The sequence below is a fragment of the Actinokineospora sp. UTMC 2448 genome (assembly GCF_024760565.1).
Taxonomy (GTDB): Bacteria; Actinomycetota; Actinomycetes; order Mycobacteriales; family Pseudonocardiaceae; genus Actinokineospora; species Actinokineospora fastidiosa.
On the sequence record NZ_CP031087.1, the window covers coordinates 543,748 to 559,921 of the forward strand.

Annotated in this window: 14 protein-coding genes; 7 read left to right on the top strand and 7 right to left on the bottom strand. The window is 73.0% G+C overall.

Annotated features, from left to right (window positions below):
* Positions 1-8 precede the first annotated feature (8 nt).
* Positions 9-1,649, top strand: coding sequence for an FAD-binding oxidoreductase (locus Actkin_RS02710; RefSeq protein WP_258905738.1), 1,641 nt, complete (start codon positions 9-11; stop codon positions 1,647-1,649).
* On the opposite strand, the gene Actkin_RS02715 is transcribed toward Actkin_RS02710, so the two are convergent.
* Both Actkin_RS02715 and Actkin_RS02720 read right to left on the bottom strand, forming a co-directional pair.
* Complete coding sequence (locus Actkin_RS02715; protein ID WP_189208576.1) at positions 1,576-1,959, bottom strand: hypothetical protein; 384 nt, start codon at positions 1,957-1,959, stop codon at positions 1,576-1,578. The two genes, Actkin_RS02710 and Actkin_RS02715, sit on opposite strands and share 74 nt — an antisense overlap.
* Positions 1,960-2,000: 41 nt before the next feature.
* A complete protein-coding gene (locus Actkin_RS02720; RefSeq protein ID WP_258905739.1) occupies positions 2,001-2,531 on the bottom strand; it encodes an alkylhydroperoxidase, AhpD family in 531 nt (176 codons plus the stop codon).
* A 109-nt stretch (positions 2,532-2,640) separates the two neighbouring features.
* Between Actkin_RS02720 and Actkin_RS02725 the strand changes: the two genes are divergently transcribed.
* Positions 2,641-2,991: a PRC-barrel domain-containing protein gene (locus Actkin_RS02725; protein ID WP_189208574.1), complete on the top strand. Its 351-nt coding sequence runs from the start codon at positions 2,641-2,643 to the stop codon at positions 2,989-2,991.
* 2 nt (positions 2,992-2,993) lie between these two features.
* On the opposite strand, the gene Actkin_RS02730 is transcribed toward Actkin_RS02725, so the two are convergent.
* The 3 genes from Actkin_RS02730 to Actkin_RS02740 form a co-directional block, all read right to left on the bottom strand.
* Positions 2,994-4,025, bottom strand: coding sequence for a gamma-glutamylcyclotransferase family protein (locus Actkin_RS02730; RefSeq protein WP_258905740.1), 1,032 nt, complete (start codon positions 4,023-4,025; stop codon positions 2,994-2,996).
* Between the two features lies 1 nt (position 4,026).
* On the bottom strand, positions 4,027-4,518 hold the full coding sequence (locus Actkin_RS02735) for a PadR family transcriptional regulator (protein WP_189208572.1): 492 nt from the start codon (positions 4,516-4,518) through the stop codon (positions 4,027-4,029).
* A 173-nt stretch (positions 4,519-4,691) separates the two neighbouring features.
* Entirely contained in the window at positions 4,692-6,329 is a 1,638-nt protein-coding gene (locus Actkin_RS02740) for a long-chain fatty acid--CoA ligase (RefSeq protein ID WP_258905741.1), read from the bottom strand.
* A gap of 347 nt (positions 6,330-6,676) precedes the next feature.
* Here Actkin_RS02740 and mihF point away from each other — a divergent pair, with 347 nt between their 5' ends.
* From mihF to Actkin_RS02755, 3 genes are all read left to right on the top strand, one after another.
* Complete coding sequence (gene mihF / locus Actkin_RS02745; RefSeq protein ID WP_189208570.1) at positions 6,677-6,988, top strand: integration host factor, actinobacterial type; 312 nt, start codon at positions 6,677-6,679, stop codon at positions 6,986-6,988.
* 795 nt (positions 6,989-7,783) lie between these two features.
* Positions 7,784-8,884, top strand: coding sequence for an isochorismate synthase (locus Actkin_RS02750; RefSeq protein WP_258905742.1), 1,101 nt, complete (start codon positions 7,784-7,786; stop codon positions 8,882-8,884).
* A 57-nt stretch (positions 8,885-8,941) separates the two neighbouring features.
* Entirely contained in the window at positions 8,942-10,117 is a 1,176-nt protein-coding gene (locus Actkin_RS02755) for a PucR family transcriptional regulator (protein ID WP_258905743.1), read from the top strand.
* A gap of 3 nt (positions 10,118-10,120) precedes the next feature.
* On the opposite strand, the gene Actkin_RS02760 is transcribed toward Actkin_RS02755, so the two are convergent.
* Positions 10,121-11,812, bottom strand: a complete 1,692-nt coding sequence (locus Actkin_RS02760; protein ID WP_189208569.1) for an AMP-binding protein — start codon at positions 11,810-11,812, stop codon at positions 10,121-10,123.
* A 137-nt stretch (positions 11,813-11,949) separates the two neighbouring features.
* On the opposite strand from Actkin_RS02760, the gene Actkin_RS02765 reads away from it, so the two are divergent.
* Positions 11,950-12,810 (top strand): helix-turn-helix transcriptional regulator, encoded by an 861-nt coding sequence (locus tag Actkin_RS02765; protein ID WP_258905745.1) that lies wholly within the window; start codon positions 11,950-11,952, stop codon positions 12,808-12,810.
* A 78-nt stretch (positions 12,811-12,888) separates the two neighbouring features.
* On the top strand, positions 12,889-14,196 hold the full coding sequence (locus Actkin_RS02770; RefSeq protein ID WP_258905746.1) for an MFS transporter: 1,308 nt from the start codon (positions 12,889-12,891) through the stop codon (positions 14,194-14,196).
* A gap of 44 nt (positions 14,197-14,240) precedes the next feature.
* Here the strand turns inward: Actkin_RS02770 and Actkin_RS02775 are convergent, their stop codons facing one another.
* The gene (locus Actkin_RS02775; RefSeq protein WP_258905747.1) at positions 14,241-16,034 is read right to left on the bottom strand and encodes an AMP-dependent synthetase/ligase; all 1,794 of its coding nucleotides are present in this window, start codon (positions 16,032-16,034) and stop codon (positions 14,241-14,243) included.
* Positions 16,035-16,174 lie beyond the last annotated feature (140 nt).

Consider the following 16,174-nt stretch of genomic DNA (forward strand, 5'->3'; position numbering starts at 1 on the left):
TCTAGCGCGTGACCCCCGTTGCGGACCACCTCGACCCCTACGCCCGCGCCACCTGGACGCCCGCGGGCGCCGCGGACGCGCGGCTTCCGGCGCACGCCGCGGGCTGGCTGCGCGAGCGCATCGGGCTGCGCGACGTCCGCACGCCCGTGGTCCATCCTGACGTGCCGGAGTCCGCGCTGCCCGGCGACGCGCGCGCGGCGCTGGCCGCGATCGTGGGCGACGAGCACGTCCGCACCGACGCGCGGACCCGGCTCGGCCGTTCGGGTGGACTGTCCTATCTGGACCTCGTCGCGCACAGGGGCGGACAGATCGATGTGCCGGACGCCGTCGTCGCGCCCGCCGACCCCGACGCGGTCCAGCGCGTCATCGAGTCCTGTGTGGAGCACGACATCGCCGTGGTCCCCTTCGGCGGCGGCACATCCGTCGTCGGCGGGGTCAAGGCGCTGCGCGGGGACAAGGCCGCGGTGATCGCGCTCGACCTGGCCCGCCTCGACCGGCTGGTCTCGGTCGACCCGGTCTCCCGCATCGCCGTGCTGCAGGCGGGCGTGGTCGCCCCTGACGCCGAGCGGATGCTGGCCGCGCACGGCTACACCCTCGGCCACTTCCCGCAGTCCTTCGAGCGCGCCACCGTCGGCGGGTTCGCCGCGACCCGCTCGTCCGGCCAGGCCAGCGCCGGGTACGGTCGCTTCGAGGCCATGGTCGAGGGCGTGCGCGTGGCCACCCCGCGCGGCGAGTGGCGGCTCGGCGTCGCGCCCGCGTCCGCGGCCGGGCCGGACCTCAAGCAGCTCGTGGTCGGCAGCGAGGGCGCATTCGGCGTGATCACCGAGGTCGCCCTGCGTGTGCGGCCGATCCCGGAGGTCCAGCGCTACGAGGGCCTGGTGTTCGACGGCTGGGCCGCGGGCGTCGCGGCCGTCCGCGCGCTGGCGCAGGACGGCGGCCGGTGCTCGGTGGTGCGCCTGTCCGACCCGCAGGAGACCGAGGTCGGCTTCACCCTCAAGGGCGGATGGAAGATCACCGCGCTGCGCCGCTACCTCAGGGCGCGCGGCGTCGTCGAGCCCTGCCTGCTCGTCCTCGGCTGGGAGGGCCGCGACAAAGCCGACCTCGCCGCCCGCCGCCGGGCCACCCTGCGCCTGCTCAGCGGCTATGTCTCCCTCGGGACGGCTGCTGGCGAGGCGTGGCGGCACGGCCGCTTCGCCGGGCCCCGCCAGCGCGACGCCCTGATGGACGCGGGCGTGTGCGTCGAGACCCTGGAGACCGCGACCCACTGGTCGCGCCTCGACGCCCTGCGCGCAGCGGTCCGCACCGCCCTGCTCGACTCCCTCACCACGGCCGGGCGCAGGCCGATCGTGGCCTGCCACATCTCCCACAGCTACGAGACCGGCGCGTCGCTGTACTTCACCGTCCTGGTCCCGCGCTCCGACGACCCGGTCGCCCAGTGGACCGACGCCAAGCGCGCGGCCTGCGAGGCCATCACCGGCCTGGGCACCATCAGCCACCACCACGCCGTCGGCGTCGACCACGCCCCTTACCTGGCCGAGGAGATCGGCGGGCTCGGCGTGGACGTGCTGGCCTCGGTCAAGCGGGAGCTGGACCCGACGGGGGTGCTGAACCCGGGGAAGCTGGTCGTCGGACGACGCCCAGCCCGATGATCCCCAGCAGCCCGCCGAGGAACAGCAGCGACGCCTTGGTGCCGCGCCCGTCGACGGCCTGCTCGCAGATGGCGATGTACTCGATGGTCACCACCCGCACGTCGTGGCCGAGGTCCTCGACGATCCACGCCGTCTCCACCCCGCCGACGGCGTTCCCGCAGTTCACCGATCCGGGCCTGCCGGGGTCGGGCCCGGCCACCCACACCGGGACGATGGCCAGCACCAGACCGAGCAGCAGGGCCAGGGACGCCAGGACCGCGGCGAACCGGCGGGGCGAGAGCGTGATCTGGTCCAGCGGGTCGGAGGTCATGACGCAGAGAGTGGACCATTCACCCGGTCCTTGTCATCCGATCAGCTGAGCACACGCTCGGCCCCGAGGGTCACCGCGACCGCGTGGACCACGGCCGCGATGCGCAGCGCCTCGTGCGCGGCCTCGGCGGGCACGCCCGCGGCGCGCAGCCGCTTCTCGTGCGTCTCCAGGCACGCCCCGCAGCCGCCGATCGCCGAGACCGCCAGCGCCCACAGCTCGAAGTCGAGCTTGTCGACGCCGGGGCGCGCGGTCACCCGCATGGCCAGCCGCGCGGGCATCGCCGCGTAGGCGTCGTCGCCGATGAGGTGCTTGGCGCGGTAGTAGACGTTGCTCATCGCCATGATCGACGCGGCGGCCTTGGCTGCGGTCACGGCCTCGGCCGACAGCCGCCGGGACGCCTCGTCGGCGATCTCGGCGAGCACCCGCGGGTCGCGCGCTGCCACCGCGCACGCCAGGGCGGCGCCCCACGCCTGCTGCTCGGTCAGCGGGGAGTCGCCCAGCACCGAGCGCAGGTTGCGGCGGGTGTCCTCCGCGTACTCCGGGAGCGCGGCTGCGAGCGCGTCGAGCGACATGGCGTCATCCTTCGCATGCTGGGCTTTTCCGCATCCCCGGGTGGGTGAAGCGTCCCACGTTCAGGTGATCGCGGTTGCCCACGGCGTCCGGTGGGGCGATTTTGGTCACATGAAGCCGCAGGACCTCATCGGACACGACGTCTACGACCCGGAAGGCGAACGCATCGGCCGCGTGGGCACGGTGTACGTCGATGGGGTGACCCGGGAACCCGAATGGGTCACCGTGCGGACGGGCCTGTTCGGCCACAAGGAGACCTTCGTCCCGCTGCGCGGCGCGCAGAACGACACCGAGGGCCTGCGGGTGGGCGTGCGGCTGTCGGTGGTGAAGGACGCGCCGCAGGCGCCGCTCTCCGACGCCGTCGAGCTGTTCCGCTACTACGGCTTCCCCGAGGCGCCCGCGCCGGTGCCGATCCCGCGCGGTCCCAAGCCGTCGGACATGCCGAGGAAGCGGGTCCGCTGACCTCACCGCCACGGCCCGCCGAGCAGGCGCATCCCGGAGACGGGGCGCAGCCACACGTACGTCCACGCCACCGAGCCGTCGGTCAACACGACCCGTACGCGCGCGTACTGCGGACCCTCGTACTCGTCCAGCGCGGCGAGCGCGGCGCCGGAGCGCAGCGGCACCGACCAGCCCGACACGACCGAGCCCGCGCCGCGCAGCAGCGCCGGGTAGCCGAAACCGGTGTCGTACAAGGCGCCGGAGAGCGACGCGGGCCGCGCGGGCCCGTCGGCGTGCGGGGCCATCAGGTGCCACGCGGCCGCGCCGGGCTGCAGCGTGCCGTAGACGAACAGCGAACCGGGGAAGTCGCGCGGGTCCGGCGGCCCGGACACCGGGGTCGCGGCCAGCCCGTCGTCCTCGGCGGGCGTGCCGACCAGGTGGACGGCGTCCTCCTGCGACACCGCCGAGCACGGCACCGCCGCGCCGCGCACCAGCAGCGGCCGCCGGATCTCCCGCGCGCCCGCGTAGGCCAGCACCCGGTCCCACGCTCCACCGTCCTCAGTGGACACAGTGCCGGTGGCGACGGTCGCGAGGTGGTAGCGGTCGCCCCGGCCCTCGCACTTGTCGAACGCGGCCAGCTGCTCCTCGGCGACCATGAGCAGCGCGTGATCCTCGACCGCGTCGGGCGCGGCCGCCAGCACCGCGGGGCGCTGGTCGTCCACCACGCGCAGCCCCGCGGCCCACACCGCGGACAGCCCGGACGTACGCGCGCGCAGCACGACGACCGGCCCGCCCAGCCCGTGCGCGGCGCGCAGCCAGGTCAGCTTCGACGGGCAGGCGTTGGACCCGTAGGACAGCAGCGGCACGCGGTCGGCCAGCGGCGGGCACGACCGCGCGGCCAGCCAGGCGTCCAGGTCATCGGCGCCGACCCGCCATCCGGACAGCGCCGCGGGGTCCGGCGCGAGCGGGAACCCGCGGCCGTCGGTGTGGACGAAGGAGGTCGGGGGACGGGTCCCCGGATAGGGCGCTGCGGGGTAGTCGGCGTCGGTGAACACGTCAGGATTCGGCGTCCAGTTCGGCGATGAACTCCGCCCAGAAGGCCTCGACCGTGCGCTCGAAGCGGATGCCCAGCTCCAGCGTCTTGACCTGCCAGCGGTCGGCGTGGTCGACGATCTGCTCGTGCTGGGCGAGGTAGTTGTCCGCCCGCGCCTTGTGCGACTCGTACCGGTCCTGGGCGAGCCTGCGCAGGTCCTCGGGCGTGCCGATGGTGGAGAAGAACAGCTTGAGCAGGCCGATGTCGCGGACCTCGGTCTGCTCGCGGCTCTCGGTGGCCAGCCACGCGGCCAGCGCGTCGCGGCCCGCCGGAGTGATCGAGTAGGTGCGCTTGCGCCGCCCGCCCTGCTCGACGGTCGCGGTGACCAGCCCGTCCTCGGCCAGCCGGGCGGGCTCGTCGTAGAGCTGGGAGTGGGCGAACGCCCAGAAGTTGCCGATGGTCATGCCCACCCGCTGCTTGAGCTCGTAGCTCGTGGCGGGCGCGTACGACAGCATCCCCAGCACCACATAGGACGTGGCGTTCAGCTTGCGGGCGCGTTTGCCCGATTCGGTCGGCAGCCCCGGTCACCTCCTCGCTCGCCCGGGTCAGCGCAGACCCTACCCATCGCGCCGCGGGGCCGGGGGCGGCTTCGGCGCGGCCCGCGGTCGCGGGCCGCGCCTGCGGGCCGTCAGTCCAGGTGCGTGACGTCCAGTCTGCCCTCGGCGTGCTGGGCGCGCAGGACCTTCTTGTCGAACTTGCCGACGCTGGTCTTGGGCACCTCCGGGATGAACGCCCAGTTCTCCGGGACCTGCCACTTGGCGACCTTGTCGGCCAGGAACCCGCGCAGCTCCTCGGGGGTGGCGCTGGCTCCCTCCCGCAGCACGACGGTGACCAGCGGGCGCTCGTCCCACTTCGCGTCCGGCACGCCGATCACCGCGGCCTCGGCGACCGACGGGTGCGCCATCACGTGGTTCTCCAGCTCCACCGACGAGATCCACTCGCCGCCGGACTTGATGATGTCCTTGGAGCGGTCGGTCAGCGTGAGGAAGCCGTCAGGCGTCAGCGTGCCGACGTCGCCGGTGCGCAGCCAGCCGTCGTGGAACTTCTCCGACCCGTCGCCGTCCTCGTCGAGGCGGTAGTACGACCCGGTGATCCACGGGCCCCTGACCTCCAGCTCGCCCACGCTGACGCCGTCCCACGGCACCTCGGCGCCGTCGTCGCCGACCAGCCGGGCGCGCACGCCCGCGGGCAGGCGGCCCTGGGTGTAGCGGTAGCGCCAGGTCTCCTCCTCGGAGCGGCCCACGGGCGGGCGGCACACCGAGCCCAGCGGCGAGGTCTCGGTCATGCCCCAGGCGTGGACGATGTGCACGCCGTACTTCTCCGCGAAGGTGTGCATCATCGACGGCGGGCACGCCGCGCCGCCGACCACGACCTCGCGCAGGCTGGAGATGTCGCGCGGGTTCTGCTCCAGCGCGGCCAGCACGCCCTGCCAGATGGTCGGCACGGCGGCCGAGTGCGTGGGCTTGAGCGCCTCGATCATGGCCAGCAGCGGCTCGGGCTGCAGGAACCGGTCCGGCATGACCAGCGACGCCCCGCACATGAACGCCGCGTACGGCATGCCCCAGGACATGGCGTGGAACTGCGGGACGATCACCAGCGAGGTGTCGGCGGGGGACAGTCCCAGGCCGTCGCTCATGCAGACCTGCATGGAGTGCAGCCAGATCGACCGGTGCGAGTAGACGACGCCCTTGGGGTTGCCCGTGGTGCCGGAGGTGTAGCACATCGCCGCGGCGGCGCGCTCGTCCACGTCCGGCCAGTCGAAGTCGGCGGACTGGCCCGCCAGCAGCTCGGTCCACGAGTGCACCTGGATGCCGTCGGGGGCCTGCAGCGCGTCCTTCGGGCCGTTGGCGACGATCACGTGCTCGACGGTCTGGAACGTGGGGAGGACCTTCGCCAGCAGCGGGGCCACGGTAGCGTCGACGATGACGACCTTGTCCTCGGCGTGGTTGGCGATGTAGGTCAGCTGGTCGGGGAACAGGCGCAGGTTGAGGGTGTGCAGGACCGCGCCCATCGCGGGGACGGCGAGGTAGGCGGTCTGGTGCTCGGCGTTGTTCCACATGAACGTCGCCACCCGCTGGTCCCCGGTGACGCCGAGGCCGCGCAGCGCGTTGGCCAGCCGGGCGGCGTCCGCGCCGATCTCGGCGAAGGTCGTGGTGCGCGCGCCGTCACCGGTCCACGTGCTGACCGTGCTGCCCGCGTGGACCCTCGATCCGTGCCGCAGCAGCGTTCCGATGGACAGGTTGCCGTCCTGCATGGTGCTCAACATCGTCGCTCAAGCTCCCTGGCGTTCGGTCCCCGACTTACTGGCGAGTAAGACGTGACTCTAGTGCGCGCCTGTGGCCCAGGACACCACCCGACGGCTAGTTGATCATGCTGTCACGCTCCGTCGTCACCCGTTGACGGGACGCTCCACAGGAGATTTCCGCGTGTCGGGGGTATGTTGCGACCCGAGGTGTCGTTTACTGGCCAAAGGCACCCGGGCAGGCCGGGTGGCACCGCCGACCACGGGTGGGGACGACAGCCTCCAGCGGTGACCGTGGGTAGTCGCGGTGCCGCACACCAGATGTGACCCCGCCGCCGCAACGGCGGGGTGGGAATGAAAGGACAATTACGTTGGCTCTGCCCACGTTGACCCCCGAGCAGCGCGCCGAGGCGCTCGCCAAGGCAGCCGAGGCCCGCAAGGCGCGCTCGGAACTGCTCGCGTCGATCAAAGCGGGGGAGAAGACCATCGCCGACGTGCTCGGCAAGGCCAAGGACGACAAGACCATCGGCAAGACCAAGGTCGCCGCGCTCCTCAAGGCCGTCCCCGGACTCGGTCAGGTGAAGGTCGCCGCCCTGCTTGAGCAGGCGGGCATCGACCCCGACCGCCGCGCAGCCGGCCTCGGCGAACGCCAGCGCGCCGCACTGATCGAGGCGCTCGGCTAGATCGGGACCTAGGTCCTTTTCGCAGGTGGGCACCCCCACGGGTGCCCACCTGCCGCTTTGCGTGGGCAAGGACACGCACTGCCCGTTCCGTCCCCCGACTCCCCGGTAGGCATGATGGGACCGTGGACGACGCGCTCGAACGGCCCACCCCGGCCGCCCCCGAACAGACCCTCGCGCCCGTCCACGCCTCCCCGAATCCCGGCACATGGACCCCGAGCCTGGCCGCCTCCTGGCAGGCCCTCACCCACGACCACGTTGCCCCGAACGCTCGCGGACGGACCACCAGTCCGACTGCCCCCTGGCTGGCCCTCGCACGTGATCACGTCGCCGCGAATCACGGCGGATGGACTACCAGCGCGACTGCTCGCAGGCAGGTCCTCGCGCGTGGTCACGTTCTCCCGAATCCCGGCGCTCGCACCACCAGCCCTGCCGCGCGCAGGCAGGCTCTCGCGCGCGACCATGCGCTCCCGAATCTCGGCGGACGGACCAGCGCCGCTGCCCCCAGGCAATCCCACCCGCGTCCCCACGTTCCCTCGAACGCCTGTGGACGGACCACCAGCCGAACCGCCCCGTGGCAGGCCCTCGCTCACGTTCTCGTAGATCTCGGCGGACGGACCACGAGCCCGGCGGTCCCCACGCAGGCCCTCACCCGCGCCCACATTCCCGCAAACCCCGGGGAACGCACCCCGCCCCAACCGGGGGCAAACCGCCCTCTTTTTCCAAACTACCGATCTTCCGAACTTGTCAACAGGGGCACGGTGGCTGCCTGTGGATAACTCGGGTGCGGCTTCGCTCGTGGCCGGTTACCGCCCCGGCGACTTCCTGCTCGCGGGGCCGGAGACCACGGTGCACGCGCGGGGCGGTCAGGCCGTGGTCGCCGAGACCGATGCCGATGAACTCGCCGGGCGGGTGGCCAAGTTGCTGCTCGACACCGGTGCCCCGCTCGCCGTCGGGGCGTTGCCCTTTCTGCCCGGGGCGGCTTCGCATGTGGTGATTCCCGAGTCCGCGACGCGGGCCGGGCCTGCGGTCGCGCCCGCGGGCGCCCCGCCGCGGTGGGTGCCGGTGGAGCGGCGGTCGGTGCCGTCGGGGTCGGCGTACGAGGCCGCTGTCTCGGCCGCCGTGCGTACCCTGCGTAACGGGTCGGAGCTGCGCAAAGTGGTGCTCGCCCGGACCCTGGAGCTGGACTTCGCCGCGCCGGTCGACCTCCCCGGGCTGCTCCCGGGGCTGGTGCGGGCCAATCCGCGCGGCTACACCTTCGCCGCGGAGCTGCCCGACACCACGCTGGTCGGCGCCACCCCCGAGCTGCTGCTGTCCCGCCGAGGCATGACCGTCACGGCAAACCCGCTGGCCGGGACGCTCCCGCGCGGCGCGGACCCCGCCGCGGACCGGGCCAACGCCGCCGCGCTGCTGGCCTCGGCCAAGAACCTCGACGAGCACCGCGTCGTGGTCGACGCCGTGGTCGAGACCATGCGCCCGTTCTGCACGGCCATCTCCGTGCCGGAGCGCCCCGAGCTGATCAGGACGCCGACCGTGTGGCACCTGTCGACCCGGGTGACCGGGACGCTGGCCGACCCGGACGTCTCGTCGCTGCGGCTGGCCGCCGCCCTGCACCCAACCCCGGCCATCTGCGGCACGCCCACCGCGCTGGCCCGCGACACCATCGCCGAGCTGGAGCCGTTCGACCGCGGCTTCTACAGCGGCGTCGTCGGCTGGTGCGACGCCTCCGGCGACGGCGAGTGGGTCGTGGCGATCCGCTGCGCCGAGGTCGCCGGGTCGCGCATGCGGCTGTTCGCGGGCGCGGGGATCATGCCCGCCTCCGACCCGGCCGCCGAACTGGCCGAGACGTCGGCGAAGTTCGGCACGCTGCTCGGCGCGTTCGGGATCGATCCCGTGTGACAACAATTCCGCTACCGGCCGGTACGGAATGGGCAAAAGCCGGGTTACAGTCGTGCGATGGGCGCTCCGACGGTCATGTCGCCGCTGCCTCCCGAGCTCGCCGAGGTGGCGAAAGCGCAGCTCGGACGGCTGCCGGTGCTCGCGGCCGAGCTCGCCGCGCTCCTGCGCGACAAGGAGGAGTCCTACCGGCGGGTCGACGAGACCGCTCCCGATGAGCTGCGCAAGGTGTGCGAGGTCAATCTCCGCAACGCCTTCGACGCGTTCCTCGAATGCCGCGACGTCCACATCGAGTGCGCCCGCAAGACCGCCCGCGCGCAGGCCCGCATGGGCATCCCGCTGCCCGCCGTCCTGCGGGCGTTCCGCATCGCGGGGACGTTCTCCTACCAGGCGATCGTGGAGCGGGCGATCCCGCCGGGGACGATCACCCCGGAGCAGCTGCTGCCGGTCAGCACCGCGATCTGGCGCATCGTCGACGCCTACTCCGAGACCATCGCGACGGCGTACACCGAGGTGGCCGCGGACGAGGCCCGCTGCGCCGAGAAGGCCCGCGCCGCCTGGCTCGACGGCCTCCTCGACGGCCGCGTCACCCGGCCCGCCGAGGTCGCCGACGCCGCCCGCGGCCTCGGCCTGCCCGTCGCGGGCCCCTTCGTCGTGCTGTACGCCGACGCCGCCGACCCCGCGCCGTCCACCGTGGTCGACCCGGCCCGCTGGCGCGCGGTCTGGCGGCGCACGGCCGACGCCGAGGTGGGCGTCGTGGTCGTGCCCGGCGACCTGCGCGGCCTGCGGCAGAGCCTGGACCGCCTCGCCGGGGCGGTCGGGATGAGCCCGCCCGTCACCGGCATGCACCTGCTGCCCGCCGCCCTGCGCCGCGCGCGGATCGCCCGCCGCTGCCTCGCGCCCGGCGAGCACGGCGCGGCCGCGTTCACCGACCGTCCACTCACGACACTTGTGGCGGGCGCTGGCGCGCTCGCCGGGGAACTCGCCCGCGACATCCTGGCGAACCTGCTCGCCCTCCCGGCGGCGGAGCGGGACGTCCTGCTGACGACGCTGCGCGTGTGGTTCGCCGAGCACGGCTCGGCCAAGGACGCCGCCGAGCGCCTCTTCGTCCACCCCAACACCGTGCGGTACCGCATCCGCCGGGTCCAGGAACTCACCGGGCGCGACCTCGCCGACCCGCGGGGCACGGCGGAGCTGTACCTGGCGATCGAGACGCAGCGCCTCGGCGCGGCCTGACCGTCAGCGCGGACCCTCCCGGCCGGTCAGCTCGGCGAAATCGCTGTCGCGGTACTCCTCAGCCAGCCGGACGCCCGCCGCCGCCTGCTCGCGGCCCCGCAGCTCGACCCTGCGGATCTTGCCCGAGATCGTCTTCGGCAGGTCGAAGAACTCCAGCCGCCGCACTCGCAGGTAGGGCGCCAGGTGCTCGCGCGCGTGCCGCAGGATCTCCAGCGCTGTCGCCGGGCCCGCCTCCCAGCCCGGGGCCAGCGACACGTACGCCTTGGGCACCGCCAGGCGCACCTCGTCCGGCGCGGGCACGACGGCAGCCTCCAGCACCGCGGGGTGCTCGACCAGCACGCTCTCCAGCTCGAACGGCGAGACCTTGTAGTCCGACGCCTTGAACACGTCGTCGGTGCGGCCGATGTAGGTCAGGTACCCGTCGGAATCCAGGGAGGCCACGTCGCCGGTGTGGTAGTAGCCGCCCGCCCTGACCTCGGCGTCCCTGGCCGGGTCGTCGCGGTAGCCGGTCATCAGGTTGAGCGCGGACAGCTCCAGGCACAGCTCGCCCTCCGATGACGACGGCTCGCCGGTCAGCGGGTCGACCAGGACCACGGGGACGCCGGGCAGCGGGCGGCCCATCGACCCGGGCTTCAGCGGCGCGCCCGGCGGGTTGCCGACCTGCGCGGTCGTCTCGGTCTGGCCGAAGCCGTCGCGCAGCGTCAGACCCCAAGCGGCCTCGATCTGGTCGATGACCTCGGGGTTGAGCGGCTCGCCCGCCGACACGACCTCGCGCAGCGCGCCCGGGCCGCCGGAGAGGTCGGCCTTGATCAGCATCCGCCAGACCGTCGGCGGGGCGCACATCGTCGTCACGCCCGCGCGGCGGACCTGGGCCAGCAGGGCGGCGGCGTCGAAGCGCGAGTAGTTGTAGACGAAGATCGTCGCCTCGGCGATCCACGGCACGAAGAACGAGCTCCACGCGTGCTTGGCCCAGCCCGGCGAGCTGATGTTCAGGTGCACGTCGCCGGGGCGCAGCCCGATCCAGTACAGAGTGGACAGATGGCCCACCGGGTACGACACCTGCGTGTGCTCCACCAGCTTCGGCCGGTTCGTCGTCCCGGACGTGAAGTAGAACAGCAGCGGGTCGTCCGCCGACGTCACCGAGGAGAACGTGCGCACGTCGGCCACGGAGTCGGCGGCGGAGTAGGAGTGCCACCCCGGCGCCGGATCGCCCACCACCACGCCGGTGACCCCGGTGAACTTCCCGGTGTCGGCGGCGTTGGCGATCACGAACCGCGCGCCCGCGCGCTCGATGCGGTCGGCGAGGTCGGCGGGCCCGAGCGCGGTCGTCGTGGGGATGATGACCGCGCCCAGCTTCATCAGCGCCAGCATCGACTCCCACAGCTCCACCTGGTTGCCCAGCATGAGCAGGACAGGGTCGCCGACCCCCACGCCGATGCCGCTCAGCCAGGTCGCCACCCGGTCGGACCGGCGCGCCATCTCGTCGAAGGTGTAGCGCGCCTCGGCGCCGTCCTCCTCCACGATCCACAGCGCGGTCCGGTCGTTGCCCCTGGCGATGGCGTCGAACCAGTCGACCGCCCAGTTGAACCGGCCATCGATGCGCGGCCAGCGGAATCCCGCCATCGCCGCGTCGTACTCGGTCCGGGAGCGGATCAGCAGGTCGCGGGCCTCGCGGTAGTCCTGCGTCGGCGTCATCGTGCGGCTCCTTCCCACGTCGGCGGTCAGGGTGGCCCGCGCGGGCCGCGGCGCTCTACCCCCGGAAGTGGGTAGGACGGTCGACTCCCCGTCCCCGGCGTCGTACCGTGGGCGGATCGACGCCAAGGAGCGGGCCGATGACGGACACCCGGTTGCTGCGCCCCGACGACCGCGCGGTCCTGCGCGCCGAACTGCGCGCGCTGCGCCAGTCGGGGGTGCCGGTCGCGTTCGCCGGTGAGGTCGCGGCCAACCGGCTGCGCCTGGTCGAGTTCGTCGGCACCCGCACCACCGGCCTGCACAACCTGGAGGTCCACGCGGGCACCGGGCTGGGCGGGCGGGTGTTCGTGCAGGGCCGCCCGGCCGGGGTGACCGACTACGGCGCCGCCCGCACCATCACCCACGACTACGACCGGCCCGTCCTCGCCGAGGGCCTGTCCTCCATCCTCGCCGTGCCCGTGCAGGCGAGCGGGCGCTGCCGGGCCGTCCTCTACGGCGCGCTGCGCCAGCCGCTGGCCTTCGGCGACCGGATGTGGGACCAGTTCATCGCCGCAGGCCGCCGCCTCGCCCACGAGTTCGCCGTCCGCGACGAGGTGGACTGCAGGCTGGCCATGGCCCAGTCGCTGGCCGCGGTCCGCCACCTCGAACCCGCGCAGGCAGCGACCCTGGAGGAACTGCGTTCGGTGCACTCGGAGCTGCGGGCCATCGCGGGCAGCATCGCCGACCCCGGCCTGCAGCGGCGCGTCTACGCCGCCGCCCAGCGCCTCGCCGACCTCGGCGACGGCGAGCCGACGCCGGAGCCAGCCGTCCGACTGTCCACTCGGGAGACCGACGTGCTCTCCCAGGTCGCGCTCGGCTGCACCAACGCCGAGGTCGCCGACCGGCTGGCGCTGTCGAGGGAGACGGTCAAGGCGTACCTGCAGTCCGCGATGCGCAAGCTGGACGCGCGCACGCGCCACGAGGCCGTCGTCCGGGCCCGCAAGGCGATGCTGCTCCCCTGACGGCTACCCCTTTCCGGGGGTATTCCGGCCAGCGTGGCTTCCCTCACACTCCCTGCCACGCAAGAGAGGGAGAGCCAGATGAGCACACCGATGCGCCGCGTCGCGCTCGCCAGCTGCGCGGGCACCACCATCGAGTTCTACGACTTCTTCATCTACGGGACGGCGGCAGCCCTCGTCTTCCCCAAGGTCTTCTTCCCCGCGCTCGGCGAGGCGGCGGGCACGGTGGCCTCGTTCGCCACCTTCGCCGTCGCCTTCGGCGCGCGGCCGCTCGGCGCTGTCCTGTTCGGACACTTCGGCGACCGGCTCGGCCGGAAGCGGACCCTGATCAGCACGCTGCTGCTCATGGGGATCGCCACCGTGCTCATCGGCTGCCTGCCCAGCGCGGCCAGCATCGGCGTGGCCGCGCCGATCCTGCTCGTCGCCCTGCGGATCGCGCAGGGGCTGGCGGTGGGCGGGGAGTGGGCGGGCGCGACGCTGCTGGCCGCCGAGTACGCGCCCGCGCGCAAACGCGGGCTCTACGGCGTCTTCCCGCAGCTCGGCCCCGCGCTGGCCTTCGCGCTCTCCAGCGTCACGTTCCTGATCGTCAACCTCTTCGTCGGGGAGGCCTCGCCCGCGTTCGTCGAGTGGGGCTGGCGGGTGCCGTTCCTGCTCAGCGCGCTGCTGCTCGCCGTCGGCCTCTACGTGCGGCTGGCGATCGACGAGACCCCGATGTTCCGCAAGGCGGTCGCCGACCCGGCAGCGCCGAGGGCGCGCGCCCCGATCGTCGGCGCGTTCCGGCACCAGTGGCGGGAGATCCTGCTCGCCGCGGGCGCGCTGGCGATGCTGTTCGCGTTCTTCTACATCGGCACGGCGTTCCTCACCTCGTACGGCACGGCCAAGGTGGGGCTGTCCCGCTCGGCTGTGCTCGCCATCGGCGCGGCGTCGACGATCGTCTTCGGCGCGGCGATCGCGCTGTCCGGCGTCTACTCCGACCGCGTGGGCCGCAAGCGCGTCGTGCTCGGCGCCTGCGTGGTGTCGGTGCCGTGGAGCCTGGTGATGTTCCCGCTGCTGGACACCGGGTCGGCCGTCGCGTTCGCCGTCGTCCTGATGGTCACCATGGCGGTCTTCGGCGTGGCGTACGGGCCCGCGGGCGCGCTGCTGCCGGAGATGTTCCGCACCCGCTACCGCTACAGCGGCGCGGGCATCGCCTACAACCTCGCGGGCGTGGTGGGCGGCGGCACCGCGCCCATCCTCGCCGCCGACCTCAGCGCCGCCCACGGCGGCGGCGCCGTGGGCGTGATGCTGGCGGGCTTCGGCCTGCTCTCGGTGGTCTGCACCCTCGCGCTCCCCGAGACCAGCGCTCGCGAGATGGAGGACCGTCCGGACGGCGTGCTCAGCGCCGCCTGAGACGGGACCGGGGTCGGGCCCTCGGCCCGACCCCGGTGCGCCCGCTAGCTGAACAGGCTGTCGACCTCGGCCTGGAAGTCCTTCATGATGACCCGGCGCTTGAGCTTCAGCGACGGCGTCAGGTGCCCGGTCTCCGGGGTGAACTCCGTGGCCAGGACGCGGAACCGGCGCACGGACTCCGCAGTGGACACCGCCGAGTTGCCCTCGTCGACGGCCTTCTGCACCTCGGCGAGCAGGTCCGGGTCGTCCACAAGGGACGCGATGGTCGCCTCGGCAGGCTTGCCCGCGGTGGTCTTCCAGTAGGCGAAGTACTCCGGGTCGAGCGTGATCAGCGCGGCGATGTACTTCTGGCCGTCGCCGACGACCATCGCCTGGGCCACGAGCGGGTGCGAGGCGATCCGGTCCTCGATGACCGCGGGGGCGACGTTCTTGCCGCCGGAGGTCACCAGGATCTCCTTCTTCCGCCCGGTGATCTTCAGGAACCCGTCGGCGTCGAGCTCGCCGAGGTCGCCGGTGGCGAACCAGCCGTCGGCGTCGATGGCCGCCTTGGTGGCCTCCGCGTTGTTCCAGTACCCCTGGAACACGACCTCGCCCTTGATCTGGATCTCGCCGTCCTCGGCGATGCGCACCGCGGTGCCCGGGATGGGGCGGCCGACGGTGCCGGGCTTGAATGCGTCGAGGGAGTTCACCGTGGACGCCGCCGTGGTCTCGGTGAGGCCGTAGCCCTCCAGCACGGTCAGGCCGACGCCGCGGAAGAAGTGGGTCAGCCGCAGGCCGAGCGCCGCGCCGCCGGAGATGGCGTACTTGGTCCTGCCGCCCATCGCCGCGCGCAGCTTGGCGTACACCAGCTTGTCGAACAGGGCGTGCTTGAGGCGCAGGCCGAGTCCGGGCTTGCCGTCGGCCTCGCTGTAGGCGATCGCGGTCGCCGCGGCGGCGTCGAAGATCTTGCCCTTGCCCGCCGCGTGCGCCTTCTGCCGGGCGCCGTTGTAGACCTTCTCCAGCACGTACGGCACCGACAGGATGAAGGTCGGGCGGAAGGTGGCCAGGTCGTCCATGACCTTCTTGACGTCCGGGCCGTGGCCCATGGTCGCGCGGCTGTAGACGCAGCCGATCTGCACCATGCGGCCGAACACGTGCGCCACCGGCAGGAACAGCAGCGTGCTGGGCTCCTCGGTGCCGCCGAGGCCGCGGAACAGCGGGGCCAGCGTCGTGGTGCCGTAGCCGCACTCGGCGAAGAAGTTGTCGTGCGTGAGCACGCAGCCCTTGGGCTGGCCGGTGGTGCCCGAGGTGTAGATGATCGTGGCGACGTCGCCGCCCTTGACCGCCGTGCGCCGCGCCTCGATCTCGGCGGTGTCGACCTCAGCGCCGCCCTCGACGATCTTGTCGACGTCATCGATGCGCCAGACGCTCTTGAGCGCGGGCAGGGCCGGGCGCACCTGCTCGATCCTGGCCAGGTGCTCGTCGGTCTCGGCGATGATGGCCACCGCGCCGGAGTCGGACATGATCCACTGGATCTGCTCGGCCGATGAGGTCACGTAGATCGGCACGGTGACCGCGCCAGCCGCCCAGATCGCGAAGTCCAGCAGCGTCCACTCGTACCGGGTCGCGGCCAGGATGGCCACCCGGTCGCCCGCGCCGACCCCGGCGGCGACCAGGCCCTTCGCCGCGGCGACGACCTCGTCGCGGAACTGCTCGGCGGTGACGTCGACCCAGCTCGCCCCCGAGCGCCGTCGGAACGAGACGTGGGTGGGGGCCTCGACGGCGTTGGTGAAGACCAGGTCCGCCAGACCGCCCGCCTCGGTGCGCTTCTCCACGGGGGGAACGGCGAATTCGCGCATGATCTGCTCCTCGGCGACACGACGCAGGCAGCGGCGCAAGGCGGCTACCTATCGGTAACTTTCCCGGGTATCTTGCCTGCCGATGTCGGGTTCGGCCAGAGGGTGTGCGCAAAAGATATGCGCACGGTCGTGCGGATATG

Bases quoted from the DNA above. Each gene is read 5' to 3' on its own strand.
- Actkin_RS02715 (WP_189208576.1), bottom strand. From the start codon at position 1,959: ATGACCTCCGACCCGCTGGACCAGATCACGCTCTCGCCCCGCCGGTTC.
- Actkin_RS02720 (WP_258905739.1), bottom strand. From the start codon at position 2,531: ATGTCGCTCGACGCGCTCGCAGCCGCGCTCCCGGAGTACGCGGAGGAC.
- Actkin_RS02725 (WP_189208574.1), top strand. From the start codon at position 2,641: ATGAAGCCGCAGGACCTCATCGGACACGACGTCTACGACCCGGAAGGC.
- Actkin_RS02735 (WP_189208572.1), bottom strand. From the start codon at position 4,518: ATGCTGTCGTACGCGCCCGCCACGAGCTACGAGCTCAAGCAGCGGGTG.
- Actkin_RS02740 (WP_258905741.1), bottom strand. From the start codon at position 6,329: ATGTTGAGCACCATGCAGGACGGCAACCTGTCCATCGGAACGCTGCTG.
- Actkin_RS02755 (WP_258905743.1), top strand. From the start codon at position 8,942: ATGGGCGCTCCGACGGTCATGTCGCCGCTGCCTCCCGAGCTCGCCGAG.
- Actkin_RS02760 (WP_189208569.1), bottom strand. From the start codon at position 11,812: ATGACGCCGACGCAGGACTACCGCGAGGCCCGCGACCTGCTGATCCGC.
- Actkin_RS02765 (WP_258905745.1), top strand. From the start codon at position 11,950: ATGACGGACACCCGGTTGCTGCGCCCCGACGACCGCGCGGTCCTGCGC.
- Actkin_RS02770 (WP_258905746.1), top strand. From the start codon at position 12,889: ATGAGCACACCGATGCGCCGCGTCGCGCTCGCCAGCTGCGCGGGCACC.
- Actkin_RS02775 (WP_258905747.1), bottom strand. From the start codon at position 16,034: ATGCGCGAATTCGCCGTTCCCCCCGTGGAGAAGCGCACCGAGGCGGGC.